The following is a 22554-nucleotide window of genomic DNA, read 5'->3' on the forward strand; positions in this document are numbered from 1 at the left end:
TTCGATCAGAAGCGCAGGCCGAAGCCAACGGCAACCTGATGACGGTCCAGGTCTGCGTCGAAGCGGTCGCTTTCGCCGGTGTCGGAATCGAAGAAGTCGTCGTCGTTGAAGTCGAACTCACCCTCGGTGTAGTTGGAATAACGGTATTCCAGCTTCACGAAGGTGTTCTCGCTCATGGCGTATTCTGCGCCAGCGCCGACGCGCCAGCCGTCGAGGTCGACGTCGGTTTCGAGCTCGGTCGTCCCGTCATCGGCCAGCAGGTTGTAGCGAGCGTTGGTGTAACCGCCCTTGGCGTAGAGCAGCAGGTTCTCGCCGGCGACGACACCCGCACGCGCGCCGACGTAGAGATCGCGGCCCGTGTCGAGTTCGGCACCGAAGCCGAGGTCTTCGAGGTCGCCATCGACGACTTCGGTTTCAGCGGTCGAGAAGGTGCCTTCGGCCTCGAGACCCAGCACCACGCGGTCGCCCACCGGGAAATCGTAACCGATGCCCACGCCGTACATGAAGCCGTCGATGGACTCGTCGTCCTCGTCGTTCAGTTCGTTGTCGACGTCGCTGCCGGCCTTGCTGATGTCATAGCCGGCGATGCCTTCGATGCGCGGGCCGGTGAAAGCCGAGTTGTCCTGCGCGGCGGCGGGAACGGCCAGGGCGGTTGCCGATGCGGTTGCGAGGATGAGTGCGATACCCTTTTTCATTGTAGTCTCCATTCGTATTCAAAAACGCGGATTTTCCCGCGTTTGGACAGCCAGAATGAAGCGCAGGCGGACTTCGTTTCATTAACCTTTCACAACGATTCCGGTGTGGTTTTTCAGCAACATTGTTGCTCGACAGAACGACATATTTGCTCGACGAGCGGCGGGAACGCTTCGGAAAAACCCGAAGGGCGCACCAATCGAACACAATTCGGCGCATGCGAAGCCCGATCCAGCGCGGAAAACGCGGTTCCCCGCAGCTAGTCGATCATACTTCTCGGCTCACCGACACAGCCTGCGGAACCAACCCTGAAAGGCAGATTCCGCGCCCGCTTCCCAAACGGGGTGCTTATCCCTATATGCGCGGTTCCCATGGCCGATACGACACTGATGAGCATTCCCGGACAGGTTGATCCGGTTCCCGTCGCGCGTGACATCACGCCGCGCGAGGATGGACGCGTAGACCTGATCGGTCTGCCGAAGAAGGACATCACCGCGCTTTTCGAAGGCGCAGGGCTGGACAAGCGGCAGGCCAAGCTGCGCGCCAAGCAGGTGTTCCACTGGCTCTACCACCGCGGCGTCACCGATTTCGAGGCGATGACCGACATCGCCAAGACCATGCGCCCGTGGCTGGCGGAACGCTTCGTCATCGGCCGCCCGGACGTGGTGGAGGCGCAGCATTCCACCGACGGCACGCGCAAGTGGCTGCTCAAGACCAGCGACGGACACGAGTTCGAGATGGTCTTCATCCCCGATGCGGACCGGGGCACCCTGTGCGTTTCCAGCCAGGTCGGCTGCACGCTCAACTGCCGCTTCTGCCACACTGGCACCATGCGCCTCGTGCGCAACCTGACGCCGGGCGAGATCGTGGGCCAGGTGATGCTCGCACGCGACTCTCTTGGCGAATGGCCCAAGGGCCGGATGGACGACCTGGGCGACGAGAGCGAAGCCGAGTACACTGCCGACGGCCGCCTGCTCACCAACATCGTGATGATGGGCATGGGTGAGCCGCTCTACAATTTCGACAACGTGCGCGATGCGCTGCAACTGGTGATGGACGGCGATGGTCTGGCCCTCTCCAAGCGCCGCATCACGCTGTCCACCAGCGGCGTCGTGCCCGCCATGGCCCGCTGCGGCGAGGAGATCGGCGTGAACCTTGCCGTCTCACTCCACGCGGTGACCAAGGAAATCCGCGACGAGATCGTGCCGATCAACAAGAAGTACGGTCTGGAAGAACTGCTGCAGGCCTGCGCGGACTATCCCGGCGCGAGCAACGCCCGTCGCATCACGTTCGAATACGTGATGCTGAAGGACAAGAACGACAGCGACGATGACGCGCGCGAACTGCTCCGCCTGCTGAAAGCCTACAAGCTGCCCGCCAAGGTCAATCTCATCCCGTTCAATCCGTGGCCCGGCGCTGCGTACGAGTGCTCGACGCCGGAGCGGATCAAGCGCTTTTCCGACATCGTGTTCGAAGGCGGCATCTCCGCCCCCGTCCGCACCCCGCGCGGCCGCGATATCGACGCGGCTTGCGGCCAATTGAAGACTGCTGCCGAAAAGAAGAGCCGGGCCCAGCGCGATCGCGAGGCGGCGGAAGCGGCTGCTCACGCAGGCTGAGCTTCAGCCGCGCTCGACCGCACGAGGCGCGGACGCTGCTCATAGGTGGCCCAGCGCCAAAGGTATTCCAGCGGCCCGTAGTTGAATAGCCTCAGCCAGACGACGCTGAAGACTATCTGGAACGCGAAGAAATAGAGCGACTGGACGGCCAGATGGGCGGTTCCGGCGTATCCCGCCAGCGCACGGCCCGGCCCGATGCCGAACAGCAGGTAGCCGATGAAGAAGCTCTGCGACACGTAATTGGTCAGTGCCATGCGCCCGACCGGCCCGAACAGCACCACCAGTGGCCTCGCTGCCGAATGAAACACCAGGATCAGGGCGCAACCGTAGGCGAGGCTCAGGATCGGCTTGCTGACCTCGTGCAGTAGTGTCAGCACCCACTCGAGGTCGCCCGGCGTGTTCATCGCGCCGGTGTTAACCGACGCAACGATATACTGCCCGCCCAGTCCGACAGGGAGCGCTACCAGCAAGGTAAGGATATAGCTCTTGCGCAGTTCGGTTGCGCGTCGGATCCATCCCTTGCGCGCGATAAAGGCACCCAGCAGGAAGCGCCCGAGCGCGTACAATGCCCAGCCGACAATCACGCCCTGCCCGATCCAGGCAAAAAAGGTTATCTTCGTGAATATCTCCAGCAGCGCCAGATAGTCGCCAGCCTGGCTTGCCGTCTGCCGGGCGACAATCGCAGTATCGCTGAAATAGGGCCCCGCGTAGTCGGGCAAACCGACGGTATCGACCATGAGGGAGATCAGCGGTTCGCCAAGAATGGCGAGTAACAGGCCGAGAACGAGAAATGCGCGCGCGCTCAGCTTGCGCATGAAGAACAGCGCAAAGCCGGCCAGGGCGTAGAGGTGCAGGATGTCCCAGACCCAGATGAAGATCGCGTGAAAGGCGCCCAACGCCAGCAGGATGCTTAAACGCCGAACGTAGATGCGTTCAAAATCACCGCCGCGTGCGCGCAACCTTTCCAGCTGGACCCAGAAACCGATGCCGAACAGAGTGGCGAAGATCGTGTTGGCCTTGCCGTAGACCAGCCACTGCTCGAGAAAGAATACCGTGCTGTCCAGGTCGGAAGTCGGCAAGGCCGCAAGCTGCGCCTCGGTCGCCAGCCACGGCGGATAGGCAGCCTCCAGCACATTGGCCAGCAACACCCCAAGAAGCGCGAAGCCGCGCAAGACATCGAGTTCGCCGAGCCGCTCCGTGGCCGTGACGGGCGCTGCACCGCTTGCGTGATTGACCATGACCGCCCCCTTTAGCGGAAAGCCTACTTCTGCTTGCCCGCCATGCAAAGCCCGCGTTAGTTATCTGCTTCATGACCGACGAAGCCACCCTCGCCTTCTATGATCGGGAAGCGCCAAGCTATACGATGAGCTTCGCGCAGGGGCCGGCGCGGTATCTCGATGCTTTCCTCGACCAGTTGCCCGACGGCGCGCACATCCTCGAACTCGGCTGCGGCGGTGGGCGCGATGCCAGCCGAATGATCGAGCGCGGGTTCAGCGTCGACATGACCGATGGCTCGAAGGGCATGGCGAAGAAAGCGCGAGAGCGCACCGGGCAGGACGTGCGCCTGCTGAGGTTCGAGGACCTCGACGCAGTGGAAGCCTATGATGCGGTCTGGGCTCATGCCTCGCTGCACCACCAGCCGTTGGCGGGGCTTGGCGACGTTTTGGCGCGCGTTCGTCGCGCCGTCCGCCCCGGCGGATTGTTCTTCGCCAACTACAAGCTGGGCGACGGCGACGATCGCGACAAGTTCGGGCGGCTCTATAACTTCTCCCCCCGGCAGCATCTTCTCGACCTCTACGGCGATGCCGGCTGGCACCTGGAAGAGGTGGAGGATTACCGCGACGGCGGCCTCGACAAGGTAGAGCGTGACTGGATCGCCATAACTGCAAGAAAACACGGCTGAACCGCGGCAAATAACGGCTCGTCGCAATTTTCAAAACCCAACGGGCCGTTCATCTTCAGTATCACCTGTCTGAACGAAAAGGGCTGTCAGACACCCGAGCGATGTCGAATCGGAAAGGTAAAGCCCATGAAAAAGACACTTCTAGCAATCGCCGCCGCCTCGCTGGCCATTCCCGCCGCCCCCGCCATGGCGCAGGGCGGACCGCCGCCTTGGGCACCGGCGCATGGTTATCGCGACAACGACCGGCATGACCGTTACGACCGCTATGACCGTTACGAGGTCCGCTATGATCGCGACGATCGCCGCGACCGCCGCTATCGCGACCGCGACCGCCGCCATCGCGTCTACGATGACCGTGGCCGCTATTACGAACCGCGCCGCGTGCGCCGCGGCGACCGCGTGTGGCAGGGCCGCGATGGCCGTTACTACTGCGAGCGTGACAACGGCACGACCGGCCTGATCATCGGTGCCGCCGGTGGCGCACTGGTCGGACGGACCATCGACACCCGCGGCGACCGTACCGTCGGCACCGTCCTGGGCGCAGCGCTCGGCGCCGTGCTCGGACGCGAAATCGACCGCGGCGAGGCTCGCTGCCGCTAAGTCCCGAGCGGAGTTATTTCTCCTGTGACGCCGTCGCTCCAGTCCTGCGGAGCGGCGGCGTTTTTCGTCAGAGGCCCGTGGTCCACAAGATGACCTGTCCGACGATGGTGAGCACGCAGAACGCACAGCCCAGAATCGGCACCGCCTTCCACAGGTTCGGCACATCGTCGGGCTGGTTGCGGTTCTTCAATCGCCACAGGGCCGCATTGACCATGGCAAAGACGATCAGGATGGCGAGGCTGGTGCCGCTCGCCAGCGTGCCCAGCGGAATGAACAGCGCGAGCGCCAGCACGATCCCGGTCGTAATCAGGGTTGCGATCACCGGCGTGTCCGTCCGCTCGCTTACTGAGCCAAGCCAGCCGGGCATTCCGCTGCGCCCGTCGCGGCCCATGTCCATCAGCAGGCGGCTGGCGGCAACCACCTGGGTCAAAGCGCCGTTGACGATCACCAGCAGGCTGGCAATCACCAGCACCGTCTGCAGCATCCCCTGGTCCTGCACCGCGGCGTAGACGAGTGGCGCATCTGCCTCGGCAATTTCGCCGATATCGCTCCGCCCGCCTAATGCAGCCGCGATGGCGAGGTAGAAGACAAAAACGATGACAATGGTGACGATGATGCCGCGCGGCAGGTTGCGCTTGGGCTCTTTCAGTTCCTCCGCAGTCTGCGCCATGTCGCCGAACCCGATGAAGGAATAGATGGCGAGGAAAGCGCCCGCCAGGATGCCGCTCCACGCCTGCCCGCCCGAGAATGCCTCTCCGCTCATCAGCTTGCCCGGCCAGGCCATGAGACCGTCCCGCGCTAGCCAGAGGATAGCCAGCAGGGTGACAAGGCCCAGCGCCGTGGTGATGGTCATGAACCAGGCGCTCTGCTTCATGCCGACGATCGAGATGCCGCCCGCAAGGCCGACGATGCCCAGCGTTGCGATCCAGTGCGGAACGTCGACGAAACTGGCGAGATAGCTGACGAAACCGGTTGAGATCGTCGCGCCGGAGACGATGTTGGCAGCGATCAGCATCCATCCTGCCACGGAAGGCAGCGCGCGGGACGTGCCGAATGCTTCCTCCACATAGTCGATCGCGCCGCCCGCCGTCGGAATCCGTGCGCCGATCTCGGCGAAGGACAGCGCCGTGAACACGGCGACAAGTCCGGCCACGCCATAGGCCAGCGGTGCCCCCGGCCCGGCCTTTCCCATCACCTCGCCGATTACCACGAATATGCCGGCCCCCAGGATGGTGCCGGTTCCATAGAATATCAGGTTGCCCAGCCCCATCGAGCGTTCGAGCGACATGCACGTCTCCTCTTGTCCTACCCTTGCCAATGGGCCGCGCAGGTGCCGGTTCCGCATCCGCGCGGAACTTCGCCCCGGCACCTTTCGTATATTCCCGACACTGGGATGCAGGAGAAAACCGATGGCGGAGACGCTTGGCCCAGCCTTGCCTCACGAACTGCAGGAAAAGGCTCGCGACGTCCTGGAGAAGGCCTGCGAGGCGGACATGCCGATAACTGCGGCCGAGAGTTGCACCGGTGGATTGCTGTCGGCCCTGCTCACCGACATTCCCGGTTGCAGCCACATCTTCGAGCGCAGCTTCATCGTCTATTCCGACGAGGCGAAGTGCGATCTCCTTGGGCTGGACCGGCAGATGGTGACGGATTGCGGCGCGGTCAGCCGGGAGGTGGCGATCGCGATGGCGCGCGGGGCCCTGTCTCACGCCAGGGCACGCGTGGCACTGTCGATCACCGGTTACGCCGGCCCGCCGGGAAAAGACGACGAGGGAGAGGAAGGGCTTGTCCATTTCGCATGTTGCAGCAAAGGTGGCGCGATGAACCACAAGGAATGCCATTTCGGCCCGCAGGGTCGCCAGGGCGTGCGCATTGCCGCACTCGACACCGCGCTTGATCTCATCGCCGAGCAGATCGACGCATGAGCGCCGATACGCACCCCTTCTTCGACCTGCACACGCACGGCTTCGTTCGCGTTGCCACCAGCACGCCCAAGGTTCGCACCGCCGATGTAGCCTACAATGCCGATGGCATCATCGCCCAGGCGAAGATGGCGCACGAGCAGAACGTGGACCTGCTGCTCTATCCGGAGATGTGCCTGTCCTCCTACGCACTGGACGACCTGCATATCCAGGCCGCCCTGCTGGATAGCGTGGAGGCCCACATCGAGAATATCCAAGCGGCCAGCGAGGACTTGACCCCGGTGCTGGTGATCGGCGCGCCGCTGCGTCGCAATGGGCGCATCTACAACTGCGCCGTGGTGATCGCCCACGGCGAGGTGCTGGGCGCCGTGCCCAAGAGTTATCTGCCCAATTACCGCGAGTTCTACGAAAAGCGCTGGTTCGCGCGCGGCAACAATTGCCGCGACCTGTGGATCGGCGTGAACGGGGCGGAAGTGCCTTTCGGTGTCGACCTGATCTTCGCTGCGCAGAACCTGCCCGGCTTCACTTTCGGCATCGAGATCTGCGAGGATTTCTGGAGCCCGGTCCAGCCCGGCACGATGGCCGCGCTCGCCGGTGCCACCATCCTCCTGAACCTGTCCGCCAGCAACATTACCATCGGCAAGTCGGACGAACGGCACCTGCTCAGCCGCGCCAGTTCCAGCCGCAACGTCTGCGCCTATGCCTATTCCGCCAGCGGTTTCGGCGAGAGCACGACGGACCTTTCGTGGGACGGCCAGGGCATGATCTACGAACTGGGCGACCTGATGGTGGAAAGCGTGCGCTTCGAACTGGAGCCGGAGCTGTGCGTCACCGATGTCGACACGCGTCGTATCCTGAACGAGCGGATGCGGATGGGCACGTTCAACGATGCCGCCGAAGATGCCGGACGGCCCGAGGACAACTACCGCACCATCGGTTTCGAACACACCTACGAACGCGGCGACATCGGCCTTCGCCGCCCCATCCGCCGCTTCCCTTTCGTGCCCAACCGGCAGGACATGCTGGATCAGGACGCCTACGAGGCGTTCAACATCCAGGTCGATGCGCTCATGCGGCGGATCACGGCGACGAAGCCGGAAAGCCTCGTGATCGGCATTTCGGGCGGTCTCGATTCCACCCACGCGCTGATCGTGGCGGCCAAGGCGTGCGACATGCTCGGCCTGCCCCGTTCCACCATCCGTGCCTACACCATGCCGGGCTTCGCCACTTCGGACGAGACCAAGTCCAACGCCTGGAAGCTGATGGAAGCCTTTGGCTGCACGGCCGAGGAAATCGACATCAGGCCCGCCGCCCGGCAGATGCTGGAGGACATGGGACACCCCTTCGCCGACGGCGAACCGCACTACGATGTGACGTTCGAGAACGTCCAGGCAGGGCTGCGCACCGATTACCTGTTCCGCCTGGCGGGCCATCATAAGGGCTTCGTCATCGGCACCGGCGACCTGAGCGAACTGGCCCTTGGCTGGTGTACCTATGGCGTCGGCGACCAGATGAGCCACTACGCCGTCAATTCCGGCGTGCCCAAGACGCTGATCCAGTACCTGATCCGCTGGACCGTGAGCAGCCGGCAGTTCGATCCCGGCAGCGACGAGGTGCTGGAAGCCGTGCTGAACACCGAGATCAGCCCCGAGCTCGTGCCTGCCGACTCGACCGGCGAGATCCAGAGCACGCAAAGCATCATCGGCCCTTACGAGCTGAACGATTTCTTCCTGCACCACACGATCCGCTACGGACAATCGCCCAGCCACATCGCGTTCCTGTGCTGGCACGCGTGGCGCGACAGGGACGAGGGGCTGTGGCCGCACGCCTTCCCGCCGGAACTGAAGAACGAATACGACCTGCCCACCATCCGCAAGTGGCTGGAAAACTTCGCCCGCCGGTTCTTCCAGTATAGCCAGTTCAAGCGCAGCGCCCTGCCCAACGGGCCGAAGGTCAGCGCAGGCGGCGCGTTGTCGCCGCGCGGCGACTGGCGCGCGCCCAGCGATGCCGTGGCCGACGTCTGGCTGGCAGACCTGCGCGACAACTTGCCCGACTGACCTGTGCAGGTCGCCGTTTGACGGGCCTGCCCGCGGCACGTAGACTACTGCAAGTGTGGAGGTTTGCCGGATAATCCGGCCCATGCCTTAGGCAACTGCGGGGGCAGTCGACATGAAAAAGCTCATTCGCATCGCAGGTATCGTCCTCGCGCCCTTTGCGCTGGCTTCACTTGCCGCGCCGGCGAGCGCCCAGTTCGGCGGGATTGGCCGCGTCATCAACGATGCCCGCAACGCTGCGGAAAACCAGGACGAGGACGAGCCGCAGACGCAGGAAGAGTGCGTGCAGGACTCCAGCCCCTCGGTCGGTCGGGCCGTGCTCGGCGGCATCCTTGGGCGGGCGAGCCGTGATGTGGCCAACCGGGCGGGCGTTTCGTCCTTCCTGCCGGTGGCGGAGTTTTCCGACCAGTTGACCGGCGCCATCGCCTGCCGCCTCGATCCGGAAGAGCAGCGCCAGGCCGCGGAAGCGACAATGGCGGCAACGCGCGGCACCGACGATGGCAGCGGTGCGGAAGTCGGAGCGACATCGGCGTGGGTATCGGAAACGCGCGAGGGTGTCTCGGGTCGTTCCACCGTCACGTCCCGCGATGAACGTCCGGGGCAAGGCCTTGATTGCATCGTCGTATCCGACGTGATCATCGTTTCGGGCGAAGAGACCCGCGCCGACAAGCGCATGTGTCGCCGTCCGCCATCCCCGCGCTACGCCATCGCCGCATGAGGCGGCTTTCCCGTACATTGCTTGCCATCGGCGCGCTGGTCTCGCTGTCAGCGCAAGGCGCGGCGCAATCGGCGATGGACCCGGCCAATCCCACCTGCCCGGCCGAGCCGGACTGGGGCCCAGCCGAACGCATGCAATTGTCCACCCGCGAGGGCGAGGACATGAACGTGCTGGTGGCCGAGGGAATGGTGGACACGGGTTTTCCCGATCGGCTGCGCGAAGCCATCGAGGCCGATCCGATGATCGGCGAAATCTGGATAAAGTCTCGCGGGGGAGACGCGCGCGCAGGTAACGAGGCGGGCCGCATCATCCGCTCCTACCCCGGAATGGTAACGCGCATTCCCAGCGGCTGGGCCTGCTTCTCCGCCTGCAATTTCGTGTTCATGGGCGGCAGTATCCGTCACGTGGACCCGGGTGGCATCTTCATGGTGCACATGTTCACCCACACGGGCGACCGCTCTGTCATCAACGAGAGTGTGCTGGACGGCACAGAGGCGACCACGGAGCTTATCGGCGCGATCGAGCAAAGCTCCGCCCTGCTGGCGAGCGAAGACAACGACTTCCTGATCCGCATGGGCATCAGCCGCCTGTTGCTGACCGAGGTCATGTACCAGGTGCAGGCGGTCGGCACCGATGCCGATCCCAGCACCCGCTACTGCCTGAGCGATGATGAAGTGCTGGAATACAACGTGATGAACGTGGGCGGCTGAGAGGAGCCGGCTGAGATCAGGCCTACTCGCCGGGACTTAGTCGCAGGACCACGCCTTCGCCTTGGTCCGTCAGCAGGTAGATGCTGCCATCGGGCGCCTGCTGCACGTCGCGCCAGCGCTGGCCCATCTCCTGCAGCAGACGCTCCGGCTCTCCGATCGGCATGCCCGTGTTATCGGTGTCGTAGCGCAAGAGACCTTGCGTGAAGCTGCCCAGGAGCATGTCGCCCAGCCAGTCTTCCAGCAGATCGCCGGTATAGAACATCAGGTTTCCGGGATTGAAGCTTTGCGGACCGTAGACCAGCACGGGGTCGATCATGCCGGGAACGTTGCGGAGACCTTCCGCCTGCTGCCCGTTGTAATGCATCCCCTGTGTAACCGGCATCCAGCCGTAGTTACCACCACGCAGGATACGATTGACTTCGTCCCCGCCGCGCGGGCCGAATTCGCTCTCCCACAGCTCACCCGTGAGGCTGTTGTAGGCGAGACCAAGCGGGTTGCGGTGGCCGGTGGACCACGTTAGCGGCTCGTGTCCCTCCATGCCGACCCAGGGATTGCCCGGCGGCACTTCGCCCTCGTCGGTCATGCGGAAGATCTTGCCGTAGTGGGATGCCGGGTCCTGCACCTGTTCTCCCCAGTTGCGGTCACCGCTGGTGACGAACAGGTATCCGTCCGGATCGAACAGCAGCCGACCGCCGTAGGAACCGAAGGCCGGTCCCTGTCCGCAGCACCGCTCCGGCAACGGCTGCGCACCGTACCAGGTATCCGCCACGAAGATGTCTTCCACATCGGTCAGTTCATGCGCACCGGGGGCCCATCGCCCACGCATCACGGCAAGGGTGGAAACTTGCTCGTCATCCGGATCGACCTTGGAATAGGCCATGTAAACCAACCGGTTATCGGCGAAATCGGGGTGCAGCGCAATGCCTTTCAGCCCCGCGATGCCGAGCGTGTACATAGCGGGAAGCCCTGCGATCGGCTGCGGATCGAGCGTGCCGTCGGCATCGATATGGCGCAGCCGCCCGACGCGTTCGGTCACCAGCATTCCGCCTTCCGGCAGGAAAGCCATTCCCCAGGGTCGTTCAAGTTCGGCGACGAGTTCCAGGTGGATGGGACCGTGCTCGGTATGAGAATCCCACGGCCCGGAGCCGAGGTCCGCGCCCTGGAACATCGGCCTTGCGGGGGCGGGCTCCTCCTGGGCCGATGCCGTTCCCGTCGCCAATGCCAATGCCGCGACACCTGCTGTGAAGCCAAAGCGCCAGATCATTTTCCTCTCCCCAAACCAAAAGCCCGGTTGTGTCGCCGTGGCCCGTCACTATCGTAGGGTCATGACGACCCCTTTCGCATTGACTTTGTCCATTTTTCGATGACACGCAAGTCCGTCCTCGTCACTGGCGGCGCAAAACGTGTGGGTGCCGCGATGTGTCGGTGCTTTGCCGGGGCGGGCTGGCACGTTATCATTCACTGCAACACCTCGCGCGATGCGGCGGACCAGCTGGCGGCAGAACTGGAGGGCGCGGAGGTGGTGCAGTGCGACCTCGTCGATCTCGATGCTGCGACGACGATGGTGCGTAACCTGGCGGAAAAGCAGGAAGACTGGCGCTGCCTCGTCAATTCGGCATCTATTTTCGAACCCGACGATGTCGACGCACTCGATATCGAGACGAACCGCAAGGCGATGCGTATCAACGCGGCCTCACCCGCCCTGCTGGCGCAAGCCTATTTCGCCTACGCGCGCAGCCATGACGGGCGGCGCGTCATCCAGGTGACGGACCAGAAGCTGGCCAACCTCAACCCCGATTTCTTCAGCTACACGATGAGCAAGTCCGCCGCCGACATTGCCGCACGGATGATGGCGATGGTGCACGAAGGGCGCGACAGGGTGTACACGCTGGCCCCCGGAGCTATCCTGCCAAGCCACGACCAGAGCAGCGAGGAAGCCCAGCGCTCTCACCGGCTGAACCTGCTGGAACGGCATACCGCTGCTAGCGAAGTGGCCGATGCCGCGCTGTTCCTGGCGGAGGGTCCGCTGGCCAGCGGGCAGGCGATCTACGTCGATTCGGGCCAGCACCTGCTCAACCAGCCGCGAGACGTTATATACCTTGAACGCGAAGGGAACGGGGAATGACGAAACCGAAGAAACGCCACGCCCTGTCCACGCGGCTGTGGCACTGGATCAACGTTGTCAGCGTGATCGTGCTGTTCATGAGCGGGCTCAACATCTCGAACGCCCACCGCCGCCTCTACTGGGGCGATTCCGGTTTCGCACCGGAGCAGGCGTGGCTGGAAGTGCCCCGCTTCCCCGGTTGGGCGACAATTCCCGATTACTACAGCCTGGCCGCAGCGCGTGACTGGCACGTGGTGTTCAGCCTCGTATTCGGCTTCTCGCTGCTCGCCTTCCTTGTGCTGGCCCTCATCAACGGCCACCTGAAGCGCGATATTTTCGCCCGTGCGAAAGAGTGGAAACCTTCCAACATCTGGCGCGACATTCGCGAGCACCTGAAATTCAATTTCGAACACGGCGAGGGCAAGTACAACATCCTGCAGAAAATCGCCTACGCCAGCGTGATCCTGGTGCTGATCCCGCTGATGATCTTCACCGGCATGGTGATGAGCCCCGGCATGGAAGCCGCCTGGCCGTGGCTAACCGAGGTATTCGGCGGCAGGCAAAGCGCGCGTTCTCTGCACTTCCTTGCCGCCTGGGGCCTGTTTGCCTTCTTCGTGGTGCATGTGCTGCTGGTGCTGGCGTCCGGTCCGATCAGGCAGATCAGGGACATGATTACCGGGGGGAAAGAGCCATGAAGCGTCGCAATTTCCTGGTCGCGGGCCTTGGTGCCTTCCTTGCCGGGTGCAACGAAATCGGCAAGTCGGACTGGTTCGGCAAGGTAGTGGACGGCGCGCAGGGCTGGCACCGCGAGCTTCACCGCGCGCTGGGCGGCGGTCGCATTCCCATGGCGCCGGAATATACCCGCGCCGACCTCTCTCCATACTTTCGCGGCAACGGCAGCCTCACCGTCGATACCGATGCCTACCGTGCTGCGGAGGCAGAAGGTTTTGCCAACTGGCGACTGGCCGTAGGCGGGCTGGTGGACAATCCCGGCGAATTGTCGATGGACGACATCCGCGCCCTTCCCCAGCGCACGCAGATCACCCGCCACGACTGTGTAGAAGGCTGGAGCGCGATCGGCGAATGGACCGGCCCGCAACTCTCGCAGATCCTCGATGCGGCAGGCGTGCAGCCGGAGGCGAATTTCATCGTCTTCCGCTGCGCCGATAATCTCAACGGCGCGGACTATTACGAAAGCTGCGACATGGACGATGCCTTCCACCCGCAGACCATCATCGCGCACGAATTGAACGGCGAACCCCTTCCCGTGCGCAACGGCGCGCCGCTGCGCCTGCGGATCGAGCGCCAGCTCGGGTACAAGCACGCCAAGTACCTCACCGGCATCGAAGCGGTCGCCAGCCTCGACGATATCGGGGGCGGCAGCGGCGGTTACTGGGAAGATCGCGGCTACCGGTGGTATGCCGGTATCTGATCGGACAGGGCCCCGACCGCGCTTAGCGGCGCATATCCTTGCGCAGAATTGACAGGCGGCCAATCGGTCCGCAAACCTTGCCGGACCAAATCAATGACCGGGGGACGCGGGCTCTATGTGGCTGCTCGACAAGATGCTGAAAAAACTGATCCGGGCGGGCAAGCTCGTGATCACCGACTACGACGGCAAGGTTTACGAATACGGCCCCGGTGGCAACGTAAACGGCGAATATGGCGAGCCGATCAGGGTGCGCCTCACCGACAAGAAGGCGAGCAGCCACATCGCCCGCTATCCCCAGGTCGGCGCAGGCGAGGCCTACATGTGGGGCTGGCTGGAGGTGGAGGAGCCGCACGATATTCGTGACATGGTGCTCTACGTCACCAGCCAGGCCAAGGCGCACGGCGACAAGGCGCTGCAACCGCAGGGCACGCTGAAACGGCTGGCGCAGAAGACCGCGGCGAAGATCGACAGTGTCAACCTGAAGACCAAGGCGCGCAAGAACGCCGAGCACACATACAACCTGACGCGGCGGCTGTACGAGCTGTTCCTCGACGAGGATCGGCAGTACACCATGGGCTACTACCGCGACACGTCGAACTCTCTGGAGAAGGCGCAGCTCGACAAGAAGGCGCACATCGCCGCAAAGATGTACATGCAGCAGGCGCGCGAAATGGATCGCCCCTTGCGCGTGCTCGATATCGGCTGCGGCTGGGGCGGCCTCGCGCTCTACCTCAACAAGCATTACGGCGCGGAAGTGCTGGGCGTGGCCCTCGCACCGGACCAGATCGCCTTCTGCAAGGAGCGGGCGAAGGAAGCGGGCGTTTCCGACAAGGTGAAGTTCGCACTGATGGACTACCGCGACGTCGAAGGCACGTTCGACCGGATCAGTTCGGTCGGCCTGCTGGAGCATGTCGGCACCCCGCACTACCCGCAGTTCATGAAGAAGACGCACGAACTGCTCGCGCCCAAGGGCGTGATGTTCAGCCACTGTTGCGGCCGTGCGGGCCCTCCCGGCTTTACCGACGCCTGGACGCGCAAGTACATCTTCCCCGGTGGCTATATCCCCGCCCTGTCCGAACTCGTGACCGAAAGCGAGAAGGCCGGCTGGCAGATCATGGACGTGGAGGCCATGCGCTTCCACTACAGTCACACGCTGGAGGAATGGTACAATCGCACCACCATGCACCGCGAGGAACTGGTCGAACTCTACGACGAGGAATTCTTCCGCATGTGGCAGTTCTACCTTGCGGGCGCGGAGCAGAGCTTCCGCCACGGCACGCTGGTGAACTGGCAGATCCAGTACGTGAAGGAGCGTGACGCGATCCCGACGACGGGCGATTATGTCTACGAGGAAAGCGCCCGCCTGCGCAGCCTCGAAGAACCGCCGCGCTGGCATCTCGATCCGGCGCTGAAGGAAGCTGCTGAATAGAGCGGAGAGGGACAGGATGAGCCAGACCCTGATCGACCGGCTGATCGGCAAGGCCATCACGTATGGCACGCTGAAACTCACCCTGCACGATGGGCGGACGTCCACCTACGGTACGCCGCATCCGGACTACCCGGACGTGGAAATTCGCCTGGCGGACGGCAAGGTAATCCGCGACATTGCGCTCGATACCAAGCTGGGCGTGGGCGAGGCCTACATGGATGGCCGCATCATCATCGAGCGCGGCGGGATCATGGAGCTGATCGAACTCGCGCGCCGCAATGCCCCGTGGGAGGCGAAGGGCGGCTTCGGCCGTATGGCGCCGCATCGCAAGCTCCTGAAACGGCTCGCCTATATCAAGGACAGCGTAAACAACCCCTTCAAATCGAAGGATAATGTTTCGCATCACTACGATATCGGCAACGATCTCTACAAGTTGATGCTTGATGAAGAGCACATGCAGTATTCGTGTGCTTATTGGCCGCGAGACGGCATGACGCTGGGCGAGGCGCAGGAAGCGAAGCTTGCCCATATCGCCGCCAAGCTGATGTTGGAGCCGGGCAATCATGTACTCGATATCGGGTGCGGCTGGGGTGGCATGGCGATCTTTCTTGCCAGCCGTGCCGACGTGAAGGTCACGGGCATTACGCTAAGCGAAGAGCAGCTCGCCCTCGCCCGCGAACGCGCCGAAGCCGCGGGCGTCTCGGACCGCGTGGCCTTCGAACTGGTGGATTACCGCGACCTTGCCACGCGCGGAGAGACTTACGATCGCATCGTCTCCGTCGGCATGTTCGAGCATGTCGGCGTGCCGCAGTACGAGACCTTCTATCGCGACTGCGCGAAGATGCTGAGCGGCGACGGGGTGATGCTGCTCCATACCATCGGCCGCTTCGGCAGCCCTGTGGCGGCGGAGGCATTCACGCGCAAGTACATCTTCCCCGGCGGCTACATCCCCTCGCTCAGCCAGATGATGGAAGCGAGCCAGAAGGTTCGCCTGATGACAACCGACGTGGAAGTGCTGCGCGTGCATTACGCAAAGACGCTGCGCGAATGGTATGCCCGCTGCATGGAGCACCGCGATGAGATCGTCGCCATGTTCGACGAGCGGTTCTTCCGCATGTGGACCTTCTACCTTGCCGCCGCGACGTCCACTTTCGAATGGGGCGGCCTGTGCAACTTCCAGGTGCAGTACAGCCGCAATCGCTATGCCCTGCCGCTGACGCGCGATTACATGGAACAAGCAGAGCGCAAGCTGCTTTCCAGCTAGGTCTTGACCGCAACAAGTCCCCTCACCCGGCGCGCGGTGTTCGCGCAGGCCTGGCCGATCATGCTCGGGCAGGCATCGGTGCCGCTCGTCGGAATCGTCGATACCGCCGTGATCGGACGCACCGGCGATGCGACCGCGCTCGCCGGCGTAGCGCTGGGCGCGACGATCATCACGCTGGTGTTCTGGACCTTCGGGTTCCTACGCATGGGCATGACCGGGCTGACCGCGCAGGCGCACGGCTCGGGCGACAGGGCGGAAGTGGACGCGCTGCTGCTGCGCGCTCTTGCCCTCGGGCTGGGTCTCGGCTTCGTCCTGCTGGCGATCAGCTGGCCGATCCGTGAGGCGGCGCTGGCTATCATGTCCGGCACGCCTGCCGTAGACGATGAGGCCAGCGGTTACATGCAGGGCCGCTTTCTCGGCGCGCCTGCGGCTCTGGCCGTCTATGCCATCAACGGTTGGCTGCTGGGCCTTGGGCGCACGAGGGAAGCGCTGGCGCTCCAGATCGCGATGAACGTGGCCAACATGGGCCTCGATATCTGGTTCGTCTGGGGCATGGGCCTGGGTGCCTACGGGGTCGGGCTCGGCACGGCCTGCGCGGAAGGGATCGCGCTGCTACTCGGCTTGCTGATCGTGGGCCGCGTGGCGGGAGCCAACATCCTTGCGCTGGTCTCGCGCACGCCGCGTTCGCTGCTCACCGACCGTGCGCGGCTGGGAAAGCTGTTCGCCGTGAACCGCGACATCATGATCCGCACGGTCGCGCTGCTTATCCTCTTCACGTGGTTCGCCAATGCCGGCGCGCGCCTCGGCGCAGCCACGCTGGCGGCCAACCACGTCCTGCTGCAATTCGTCAGCTTCGCGGCCTTCATCCTCGATGCCTTCGCCTTTACCGCAGAAGAGCGCGTCGGCAGCGCCTACGGCAAAGGAGACCGCGACCGCTTCATGCGCGCAATCCGGCTCACAGGCGAGTTCTCGCTGCTGAGCGGCGCCTTGCTGGCGCTGGCGTTCTTCATTCTGGGCGGACCGTTGATCGATTTTCTCACCACGGACGCAGAGGTGCGCGAAGTGGCCCGCACCTACCTGCCCTTTGCCGCGCTGATCCCGCTGATCGGGATGCCCAGCTACATGATGGACGGCGTGTTCATCGGCACCACGCGCGGACGGGCGCTGCGGAATGCGGGGGGCGCCGCTACGACCCTATACATTGCGCTGGACCTGCTGCTGCGTCCCTACGACAACACCGGCGCCTGGATCGCCATGACGGCCAGCTATCTCTTGCGCGCAGGAGGCCTCGCACTGTATTTCCCCGCACTGCTCAAGGACATCCGCCAGACAAGGGCTCCGAAATCCGCATGATCCCCCAGGTGCTTTCACGCTTTACTGCCCGCATGGTCGCCGCCGTGCTGCTGGCCGTCGCCGCCGTGGGTCTTGCCACTCCGGCACAGGCCGACGTGCAGGTCTCGTTCCATTCTTTCAACGGTTCGGTCCTCTGGGGTCGCTATCCACACACCTTCGTGGTGCTGAAGGGCGAGCTGGACGACGGCACGAAGGTCGATGCCAATTACGGCTTCTCCGCCCGCTACACCTCGCAGGCGATCTCCTCCGGCCCCGCCGAACACATGATCATGACCGAGACCGAGCGGACCATTGCCGCGACCAACCGCCATTTCACGGTGACGGTGAGCGACCGGGAATACCGTCGCCTGCTTGCCACCGTTCTCGCCTGGCGTGACTATCCCGGCGACTACTACGACCTCGACGAGAACAACTGCATCCACTTCGTGGCCGCCCTTGCCCGGGTTGTCGGGCTGGAGGCGGACGTGCCGGAAGACTACCTGCGCCGTCCGAAGGCATGGCTGAACTACATCAGCCGCAAGAACCCTCAATTGGGTGCCAGAGAGATTCCCTAGTTTGCCGTAAGCGAAATGCGCTGCTAACCGCCGCCGCGCAAATTGTGTGAACGGGATTCGGCCATGTCTGAAATCAAACGCGTCGTGCTCGCCTACTCCGGCGGCCTCGATACCAGTGTCATCGCCAAGTGGCTCGAGAGCGAGCGCGGCCTCGAAGTCGTGACCTTTACCGCCGATCTCGGCCAGGGCGAGGAAATCGAGCCTGCCCGCGCCAAGGCCCGTGCCATGGGCATCCCCGACAAGCACATCTTCATCGAGGACGTGCGCGAGGAGTTCGTTCGCGACTATGTCTTCCCGATGATGCGCGCCAACGCCCGCTACGAAGGCGACTACCTGCTCGGCACTTCCATCGCGCGCCCGCTGATCTCCAAGCGCCTCGTTGAGATCGCGCACGAGACCGGCGCCGATGCCATCGCTCACGGCGCCACCGGCAAGGGCAACGACCAGGTGCGTTTCGAGCTGTCGGCCTACGCGCTCGATCCCAACATCAAGGTGATTGCCCCCTGGCGCGAGTGGGACCTCAACAGCCGCACCGCGCTGATCGCTTGGGCGGAAGCGCACCAGATCGCAGTGCCGAAGGACAAGCGCGGCGAAAGCCCCTTCTCCACCGACGCGAACCTCCTGCACACCTCGTCCGAAGGCAAGGTGCTGGAAGACCCGTGGGAAGAGACACCCGACTACGTCTATTCGCGCACGGATCACCCGGAAGACGCGCCCGACACGCCCGAATACATCACCATCGATTTCGAGAAGGGCGACGGCGTTGCCCTCAATGGCGAGGCAATGAGCCCGGCCACCCTGCTTGCTGCGCTCAACGACCTTGGCCGCAAGCACGGGATCGGCCGCCTCGACCTTGTCGAGAATCGCTTCGTGGGCATGAAGTCGCGCGGCATGTACGAGACACCCGGCGGCGAGATCTATGCCCGCGCCCACCGCGGGATCGAGCAGATCACCCTCGATCGCGGCGCCGCGCACCTCAAGGACGAGCTGATGCCGAAGTATGCAGAGCTCATCTACAACGGCTTCTGGTTCAGCCCGGAGCGCGAGATGCTGCAGGCCGCGATCGACCTCAGCCAGGAGAAGGTGAACGGCACCGTCCGCCTGAAGCTCTACAAGGGTCTTGCCAGCGTCGTGGGCCGTAAGTCGCCCAATTCGCTCTACTCGGAGGCGCACGTCACCTTCGAGGACGATGCCGGTGCCTACGACCAGGCTGATGCGGCAGGCTTCATCAAACTGAACGCGCTGCGCCTGCGCCTGCTCGCCCAGCGGGACCGCTAGGCCAGTGAAAACGTGACTTTCCTGCTGCAACAGCGAGAAAGTTTCACGATCTACGCCGAGCCGTTGACTTATCCACCCTTGTCCACTGGCATTTCGCCAAGAAGTGGATAAGTCGACGCTCGCGCCCTTGCCCGACTCGGCTCTCCGGCGCATTCTCAATTCATCGAGAGCGAAGACGGATCGCCTCCCTGGATCGCCTGCCGAGACAGGAAGACGGAAACCGAACCGATCTCGACGCGATGACAGCATCATTGCGGAGTAGGAAAGGGAAAACGGAGCCTTCGGGCGACACCATCCCGGACTGTCGAGACCGCGAAGATCTATCATCGGACAGCCGGAGCGATGAACCCCGGTGTCGATGGATCGAGGCGCAGCTTGCTGCAACACGAACCGCTCGAGACACCAGAGTAACAGCCCCGGTTGCGGACAGGCAGCCAGACCTGTCGGGACCGGCCTCAGGCCCCCTGACTTGTCAAGGCACCGGTCCGGCACCGGCGCGAGCGCCGGGCGACATATCCCGATGGCCAAACCCGAAAGGGGGCGGAACAGACGGAGACACGCCAGGCGATAAGCGTTCCTTCAAGGAACCCACCGCCGGTGAGAGTGGGGTCGGTAGCGATACCGACCCCATTTTTCGTGGTTAGGACAGCCCGCGTTCCCTTCGGCCCATCGGTTCGTCGCATTTTCGCCTCATTTCGCGACCAGTCGCCCCGGCTCAGCGGCAACCGGCCCTGCCCGAACTCGGTGTCTCAACCTTCTTGCGCTAAGCCCCCTGCCATGGACGGGACCAATCCCCATCGCGCTTTCGGACGCTGGCTGGCACCGATTGCCGCACTTGCCCTGCTGGGCGGCGGAGGCATGGGCCTTGCGCAGGACGCGCCTGCGACCGCGCCGCTGAGCGCCGATCTCGCGCCCGTTGCCAAGCCGGACCAGCCCGCCTTCCAGCCCAGCGAGGAAGCGCAGTTCGAAACCGCTTTCGCCCGGTTCGACATCCCGGCGGAGCCTGCCCTGCCCGATCACGCGGTGGACATCACCACCATCGAGCCTGCCGAGCCCGCCGCCACCCCCATCGGCCCCGGCATCGCCAGCTACTACGGCCGCCGCTTCCACGGTCGGCCCACGGCCAGCGGCGAGGCGTTCGACATGCATGACTTTACCGCCGCCCACAAGACGCTGCCCTTCGGCAGCCGCGTGCGGGTGACGAACACGCGCAACGGCGCTTCCGTCGTGGTGCGCATCAACGATCGCGGGCCGTTCGTGCGCGGGCGGCATATCGACCTGTCGCGCGCCGCGGCAGAGGAGATCGGCATCGTGCGCGCCGGGCATGGCCGGGTGGAGCTGGAACTGCTCGACAGCTGAGCCCCTAGTCCTCCGCCGCGCCCACCTCTTCCGGGCGCGCCAGCCACCAGTCCTCCTCCCCAGCCTCGTAAGCGCAGAGCCGCTCCGGTTCCGCCCAGCGCCACTGCGCGTCGGTCATGCCGCTTTGCGCCTCGGCATCGGGCGGCAGCGCAGCCTGCATCGCTGCGAGGCGCTGCTCCAAAGGCACCGGCGGCGTGTCCGGCACGCCCTCGTCGCAGGCGAATGTGGAACACATGGAACACTGTCCTGAAGCAAATTCCGGACCCTCCCCCTCGCCCGCTTCCAGCGCCTCTATCGCCTCGTCGAAGTCCTCCTCCGCCATCAGCGGCGCGTGGCAATCGTCGCACACCTCCCGCGCCTCGGCCCGCTTGTCGAGCCGCGCCAGGTGGGCGAGCAGCAGGCGGTCGGAATAGCGGGTGCGCGTGGCGACCTCCTCCCCGTGGTAGAAGACCTTTTCCTCCACCCCGTTCAGCGCGCGGTCGGCCAGCACCTGCTCGGCATGGTCGCGCGCCAGCACCAGCGCCGCATCCCAGCACTTGCGAAAGGCGTATGAGGCCCGCCGCGCTCGGTAGGCCGTCTGCGGAGAGACCTGTACCGCCCGGCACGCGAGGCGCACATTGCCATGCTCCGCCAGAGCCGAGCAGAACGCCGCCTGCTTCGCCGGGGTGAGCAGCGGCACAGGGCCAGGGCGGGATTTGGGCCGGGCGTGCGAGGACGGCCCACCCCCAGCCCCTCCCGCCACCGGGAAGGGAGCGAGACTTTCCGAGCCGCAGGCGAGGTTAGTCGCAGCGGGGTGGGCAGCATCGAGCGCCATGAGCCGCAAGTCCTCCGCCGTGCACGGCAACCCCTCCATCATGGTGACAGGCTCGCGAACCTCCCCCTCCGGCGCCCACCCGCGCCCCGCGGCAGAGCGCATCACATAGCCCCGCGCGGCTTCCCCGTGCGGAGCGGACGTTTTCGGGCGTGCGGGCGTGTTTGCGGGACTGGGCGCGTGATCGACAGGATCGCCGCCGCCGGGCCGGCTCCAGCAGGCATCCGTGGGCGAGGGAATTTCGCCCGGTGCTAGTTCGGGCGCGAGGTCGGGAATGTCTTTGGGAAGGGTGAAACGGTCGATGGACGTATGGCGAGACATGAGCGGCTCCGTAAGTGTCAGGACCGCGAGAGGGAGCCACAGCGCCGCCCCGGTAGGAAAGCGCCAACACGCCTCCCCGTCACCCGCCCCGCTTAGCAAAAAGCAACCTCGCCCCCATTCGCGCGGGCGGCGCGTTGCGACCCTGCACCCCTGACGACTGCAACCCCTAACGACTGCAACCCATGTACAGACCGGACCCGCCCCATGCTCACCCAACTGAACCCGCCCCTGCCCGTGACGATCATCGACAAGGGCAAGGGCTACGCCGTCGCGGTGATCGACTACGGCCCCGAACACCACCTGATCTGGGTGACGGCACTCAATGAAAACGGAGAAATCTGGTGCGCGCCCAACCCGAAAGTGCGGATGCAGGGGAACTGGACGATGGGGAGGAAGGTGCCGGAGGGTGGGTGTGGGGGGCGTGGGGAGTGAT

Annotated in this window: 22 protein-coding genes; 17 read left to right on the plus strand and 5 right to left on the minus strand. The window is 64.3% G+C overall.

The window, feature by feature from the left end:
• Positions 1 to 5: 5 nt before the first annotated feature.
• Positions 6 to 695, minus strand: coding sequence for an outer membrane protein (locus ABFX23_RS05985; RefSeq protein ID WP_346032189.1), 690 nt, complete (start codon positions 693 to 695; stop codon positions 6 to 8).
• Positions 696 to 1064: 369 nt separating this feature from the next.
• Here ABFX23_RS05985 and rlmN point away from each other — a divergent pair, with 369 nt between their 5' ends.
• On the plus strand, positions 1065 to 2309 hold the full coding sequence (rlmN, locus tag ABFX23_RS05990) for a dual-specificity RNA methyltransferase RlmN (RefSeq protein ID WP_346032190.1): 1245 nt from the start codon (positions 1065 to 1067) through the stop codon (positions 2307 to 2309).
• Here the strand turns inward: rlmN and ABFX23_RS05995 are convergent.
• Entirely contained in the window at positions 2297 to 3547 is a 1251-nt protein-coding gene (locus ABFX23_RS05995; RefSeq protein ID WP_346032191.1) for a DUF418 domain-containing protein, read from the minus strand. The two genes, rlmN and ABFX23_RS05995, sit on opposite strands and share 13 nt — an antisense overlap.
• Before the next feature lie 71 nt (positions 3548 to 3618).
• On the opposite strand from ABFX23_RS05995, the gene ABFX23_RS06000 reads away from it, so the two are divergent.
• Both ABFX23_RS06000 and ABFX23_RS06005 read left to right on the plus strand, forming a co-directional pair.
• Positions 3619 to 4212 (plus strand): class I SAM-dependent methyltransferase, encoded by a 594-nt coding sequence (locus tag ABFX23_RS06000; RefSeq protein WP_346032192.1) that lies wholly within the window; start codon positions 3619 to 3621, stop codon positions 4210 to 4212.
• A 126-nt stretch (positions 4213 to 4338) separates the two neighbouring features.
• Positions 4339 to 4812: a glycine zipper 2TM domain-containing protein gene (locus tag ABFX23_RS06005; protein WP_346032193.1), complete on the plus strand. Its 474-nt coding sequence runs from the start codon at positions 4339 to 4341 to the stop codon at positions 4810 to 4812.
• Positions 4813 to 4879: 67 nt separating this feature from the next.
• On the opposite strand, the gene ABFX23_RS06010 is transcribed toward ABFX23_RS06005, so the two are convergent.
• A complete protein-coding gene (locus ABFX23_RS06010; protein WP_346032194.1) occupies positions 4880 to 6100 on the minus strand; it encodes an APC family permease in 1221 nt (406 codons plus the stop codon).
• Positions 6101 to 6221: 121 nt separating this feature from the next.
• Here ABFX23_RS06010 and ABFX23_RS06015 point away from each other — a divergent pair, with 121 nt between their 5' ends.
• From ABFX23_RS06015 to ABFX23_RS06030, 4 genes are all read left to right on the plus strand, one after another.
• Complete coding sequence (locus tag ABFX23_RS06015; protein WP_346032195.1) at positions 6222 to 6737, plus strand: CinA family protein; 516 nt, start codon at positions 6222 to 6224, stop codon at positions 6735 to 6737.
• The gene (locus ABFX23_RS06020; RefSeq protein ID WP_346032196.1) at positions 6734 to 8791 is read left to right on the plus strand and encodes an NAD(+) synthase; all 2058 of its coding nucleotides are present in this window, start codon (positions 6734 to 6736) and stop codon (positions 8789 to 8791) included. Before ABFX23_RS06015 ends, ABFX23_RS06020 begins: the two co-directional genes overlap by 4 nt.
• A gap of 112 nt (positions 8792 to 8903) precedes the next feature.
• Positions 8904 to 9506 (plus strand): hypothetical protein, encoded by a 603-nt coding sequence (locus tag ABFX23_RS06025; RefSeq protein ID WP_346032197.1) that lies wholly within the window; start codon positions 8904 to 8906, stop codon positions 9504 to 9506.
• A complete protein-coding gene (locus ABFX23_RS06030; RefSeq protein ID WP_346032198.1) occupies positions 9503 to 10216 on the plus strand; it encodes a COG3904 family protein in 714 nt (237 codons plus the stop codon). The genes ABFX23_RS06025 and ABFX23_RS06030 overlap by 4 nt, the downstream gene beginning before the upstream one ends.
• Positions 10217 to 10238: 22 nt before the next feature.
• On the opposite strand, the gene ABFX23_RS06035 is transcribed toward ABFX23_RS06030, so the two are convergent.
• Positions 10239 to 11480: a PQQ-dependent sugar dehydrogenase gene (locus ABFX23_RS06035; RefSeq protein ID WP_346032199.1), complete on the minus strand. Its 1242-nt coding sequence runs from the start codon at positions 11478 to 11480 to the stop codon at positions 10239 to 10241.
• 99 nt (positions 11481 to 11579) lie between these two features.
• Here ABFX23_RS06035 and ABFX23_RS06040 point away from each other — a divergent pair, with 99 nt between their 5' ends.
• The 9 genes from ABFX23_RS06040 (at position 11580) to ABFX23_RS06080 (ending at position 20989) form a co-directional block, all read left to right on the plus strand.
• Positions 11580 to 12341, plus strand: coding sequence for an SDR family oxidoreductase (locus tag ABFX23_RS06040; RefSeq protein WP_346032200.1), 762 nt, complete (start codon positions 11580 to 11582; stop codon positions 12339 to 12341).
• Entirely contained in the window at positions 12338 to 13015 is a 678-nt protein-coding gene (locus ABFX23_RS06045; protein ID WP_346032201.1) for a cytochrome b/b6 domain-containing protein, read from the plus strand. The genes ABFX23_RS06040 and ABFX23_RS06045 overlap by 4 nt, the downstream gene beginning before the upstream one ends.
• Positions 13012 to 13752 carry a molybdopterin-binding protein gene (locus tag ABFX23_RS06050; RefSeq protein ID WP_346032202.1) on the plus strand — a complete coding sequence of 247 codons (741 nt, stop codon included), beginning with the start codon at positions 13012 to 13014 and terminating at the stop codon, positions 13750 to 13752. The genes ABFX23_RS06045 and ABFX23_RS06050 overlap by 4 nt, the downstream gene beginning before the upstream one ends.
• Positions 13753 to 13867: 115 nt before the next feature.
• Entirely contained in the window at positions 13868 to 15181 is a 1314-nt protein-coding gene (locus tag ABFX23_RS06055) for a class I SAM-dependent methyltransferase (protein WP_346032203.1), read from the plus strand.
• Between the two features lie 16 nt (positions 15182 to 15197).
• On the plus strand, positions 15198 to 16445 hold the full coding sequence (locus ABFX23_RS06060) for a class I SAM-dependent methyltransferase (RefSeq protein ID WP_346032204.1): 1248 nt from the start codon (positions 15198 to 15200) through the stop codon (positions 16443 to 16445).
• Positions 16446 to 16448: 3 nt separating this feature from the next.
• A complete protein-coding gene (locus ABFX23_RS06065) occupies positions 16449 to 17798 on the plus strand; it encodes an MATE family efflux transporter (RefSeq protein ID WP_346032205.1) in 1350 nt (449 codons plus the stop codon).
• Positions 17795 to 18352, plus strand: coding sequence for a hypothetical protein (locus tag ABFX23_RS06070; protein WP_346032206.1), 558 nt, complete (start codon positions 17795 to 17797; stop codon positions 18350 to 18352). Before ABFX23_RS06065 ends, ABFX23_RS06070 begins: the two co-directional genes overlap by 4 nt.
• Positions 18353 to 18415: 63 nt before the next feature.
• On the plus strand, positions 18416 to 19630 hold the full coding sequence (locus ABFX23_RS06075) for an argininosuccinate synthase (RefSeq protein ID WP_346032207.1): 1215 nt from the start codon (positions 18416 to 18418) through the stop codon (positions 19628 to 19630).
• Between the two features lie 777 nt (positions 19631 to 20407).
• Positions 20408 to 20989, plus strand: a complete 582-nt coding sequence (locus ABFX23_RS06080) for a septal ring lytic transglycosylase RlpA family protein (protein WP_346032208.1) — start codon at positions 20408 to 20410, stop codon at positions 20987 to 20989.
• A gap of 4 nt (positions 20990 to 20993) precedes the next feature.
• Here the strand turns inward: ABFX23_RS06080 and ABFX23_RS06085 are convergent, their stop codons facing one another.
• On the minus strand, positions 20994 to 22121 hold the full coding sequence (locus ABFX23_RS06085; protein WP_346032209.1) for a hypothetical protein: 1128 nt from the start codon (positions 22119 to 22121) through the stop codon (positions 20994 to 20996).
• A 204-nt stretch (positions 22122 to 22325) separates the two neighbouring features.
• Here ABFX23_RS06085 and ABFX23_RS06090 point away from each other — a divergent pair, with 204 nt between their 5' ends.
• Entirely contained in the window at positions 22326 to 22553 is a 228-nt protein-coding gene (locus ABFX23_RS06090; RefSeq protein WP_346032210.1) for a hypothetical protein, read from the plus strand.
• Position 22554 lies beyond the last annotated feature (1 nt).

Source organism: Erythrobacter westpacificensis, from assembly GCF_039542285.1.
Classification (GTDB): domain Bacteria; phylum Pseudomonadota; class Alphaproteobacteria; order Sphingomonadales; family Sphingomonadaceae; genus Alteraurantiacibacter; species Alteraurantiacibacter westpacificensis.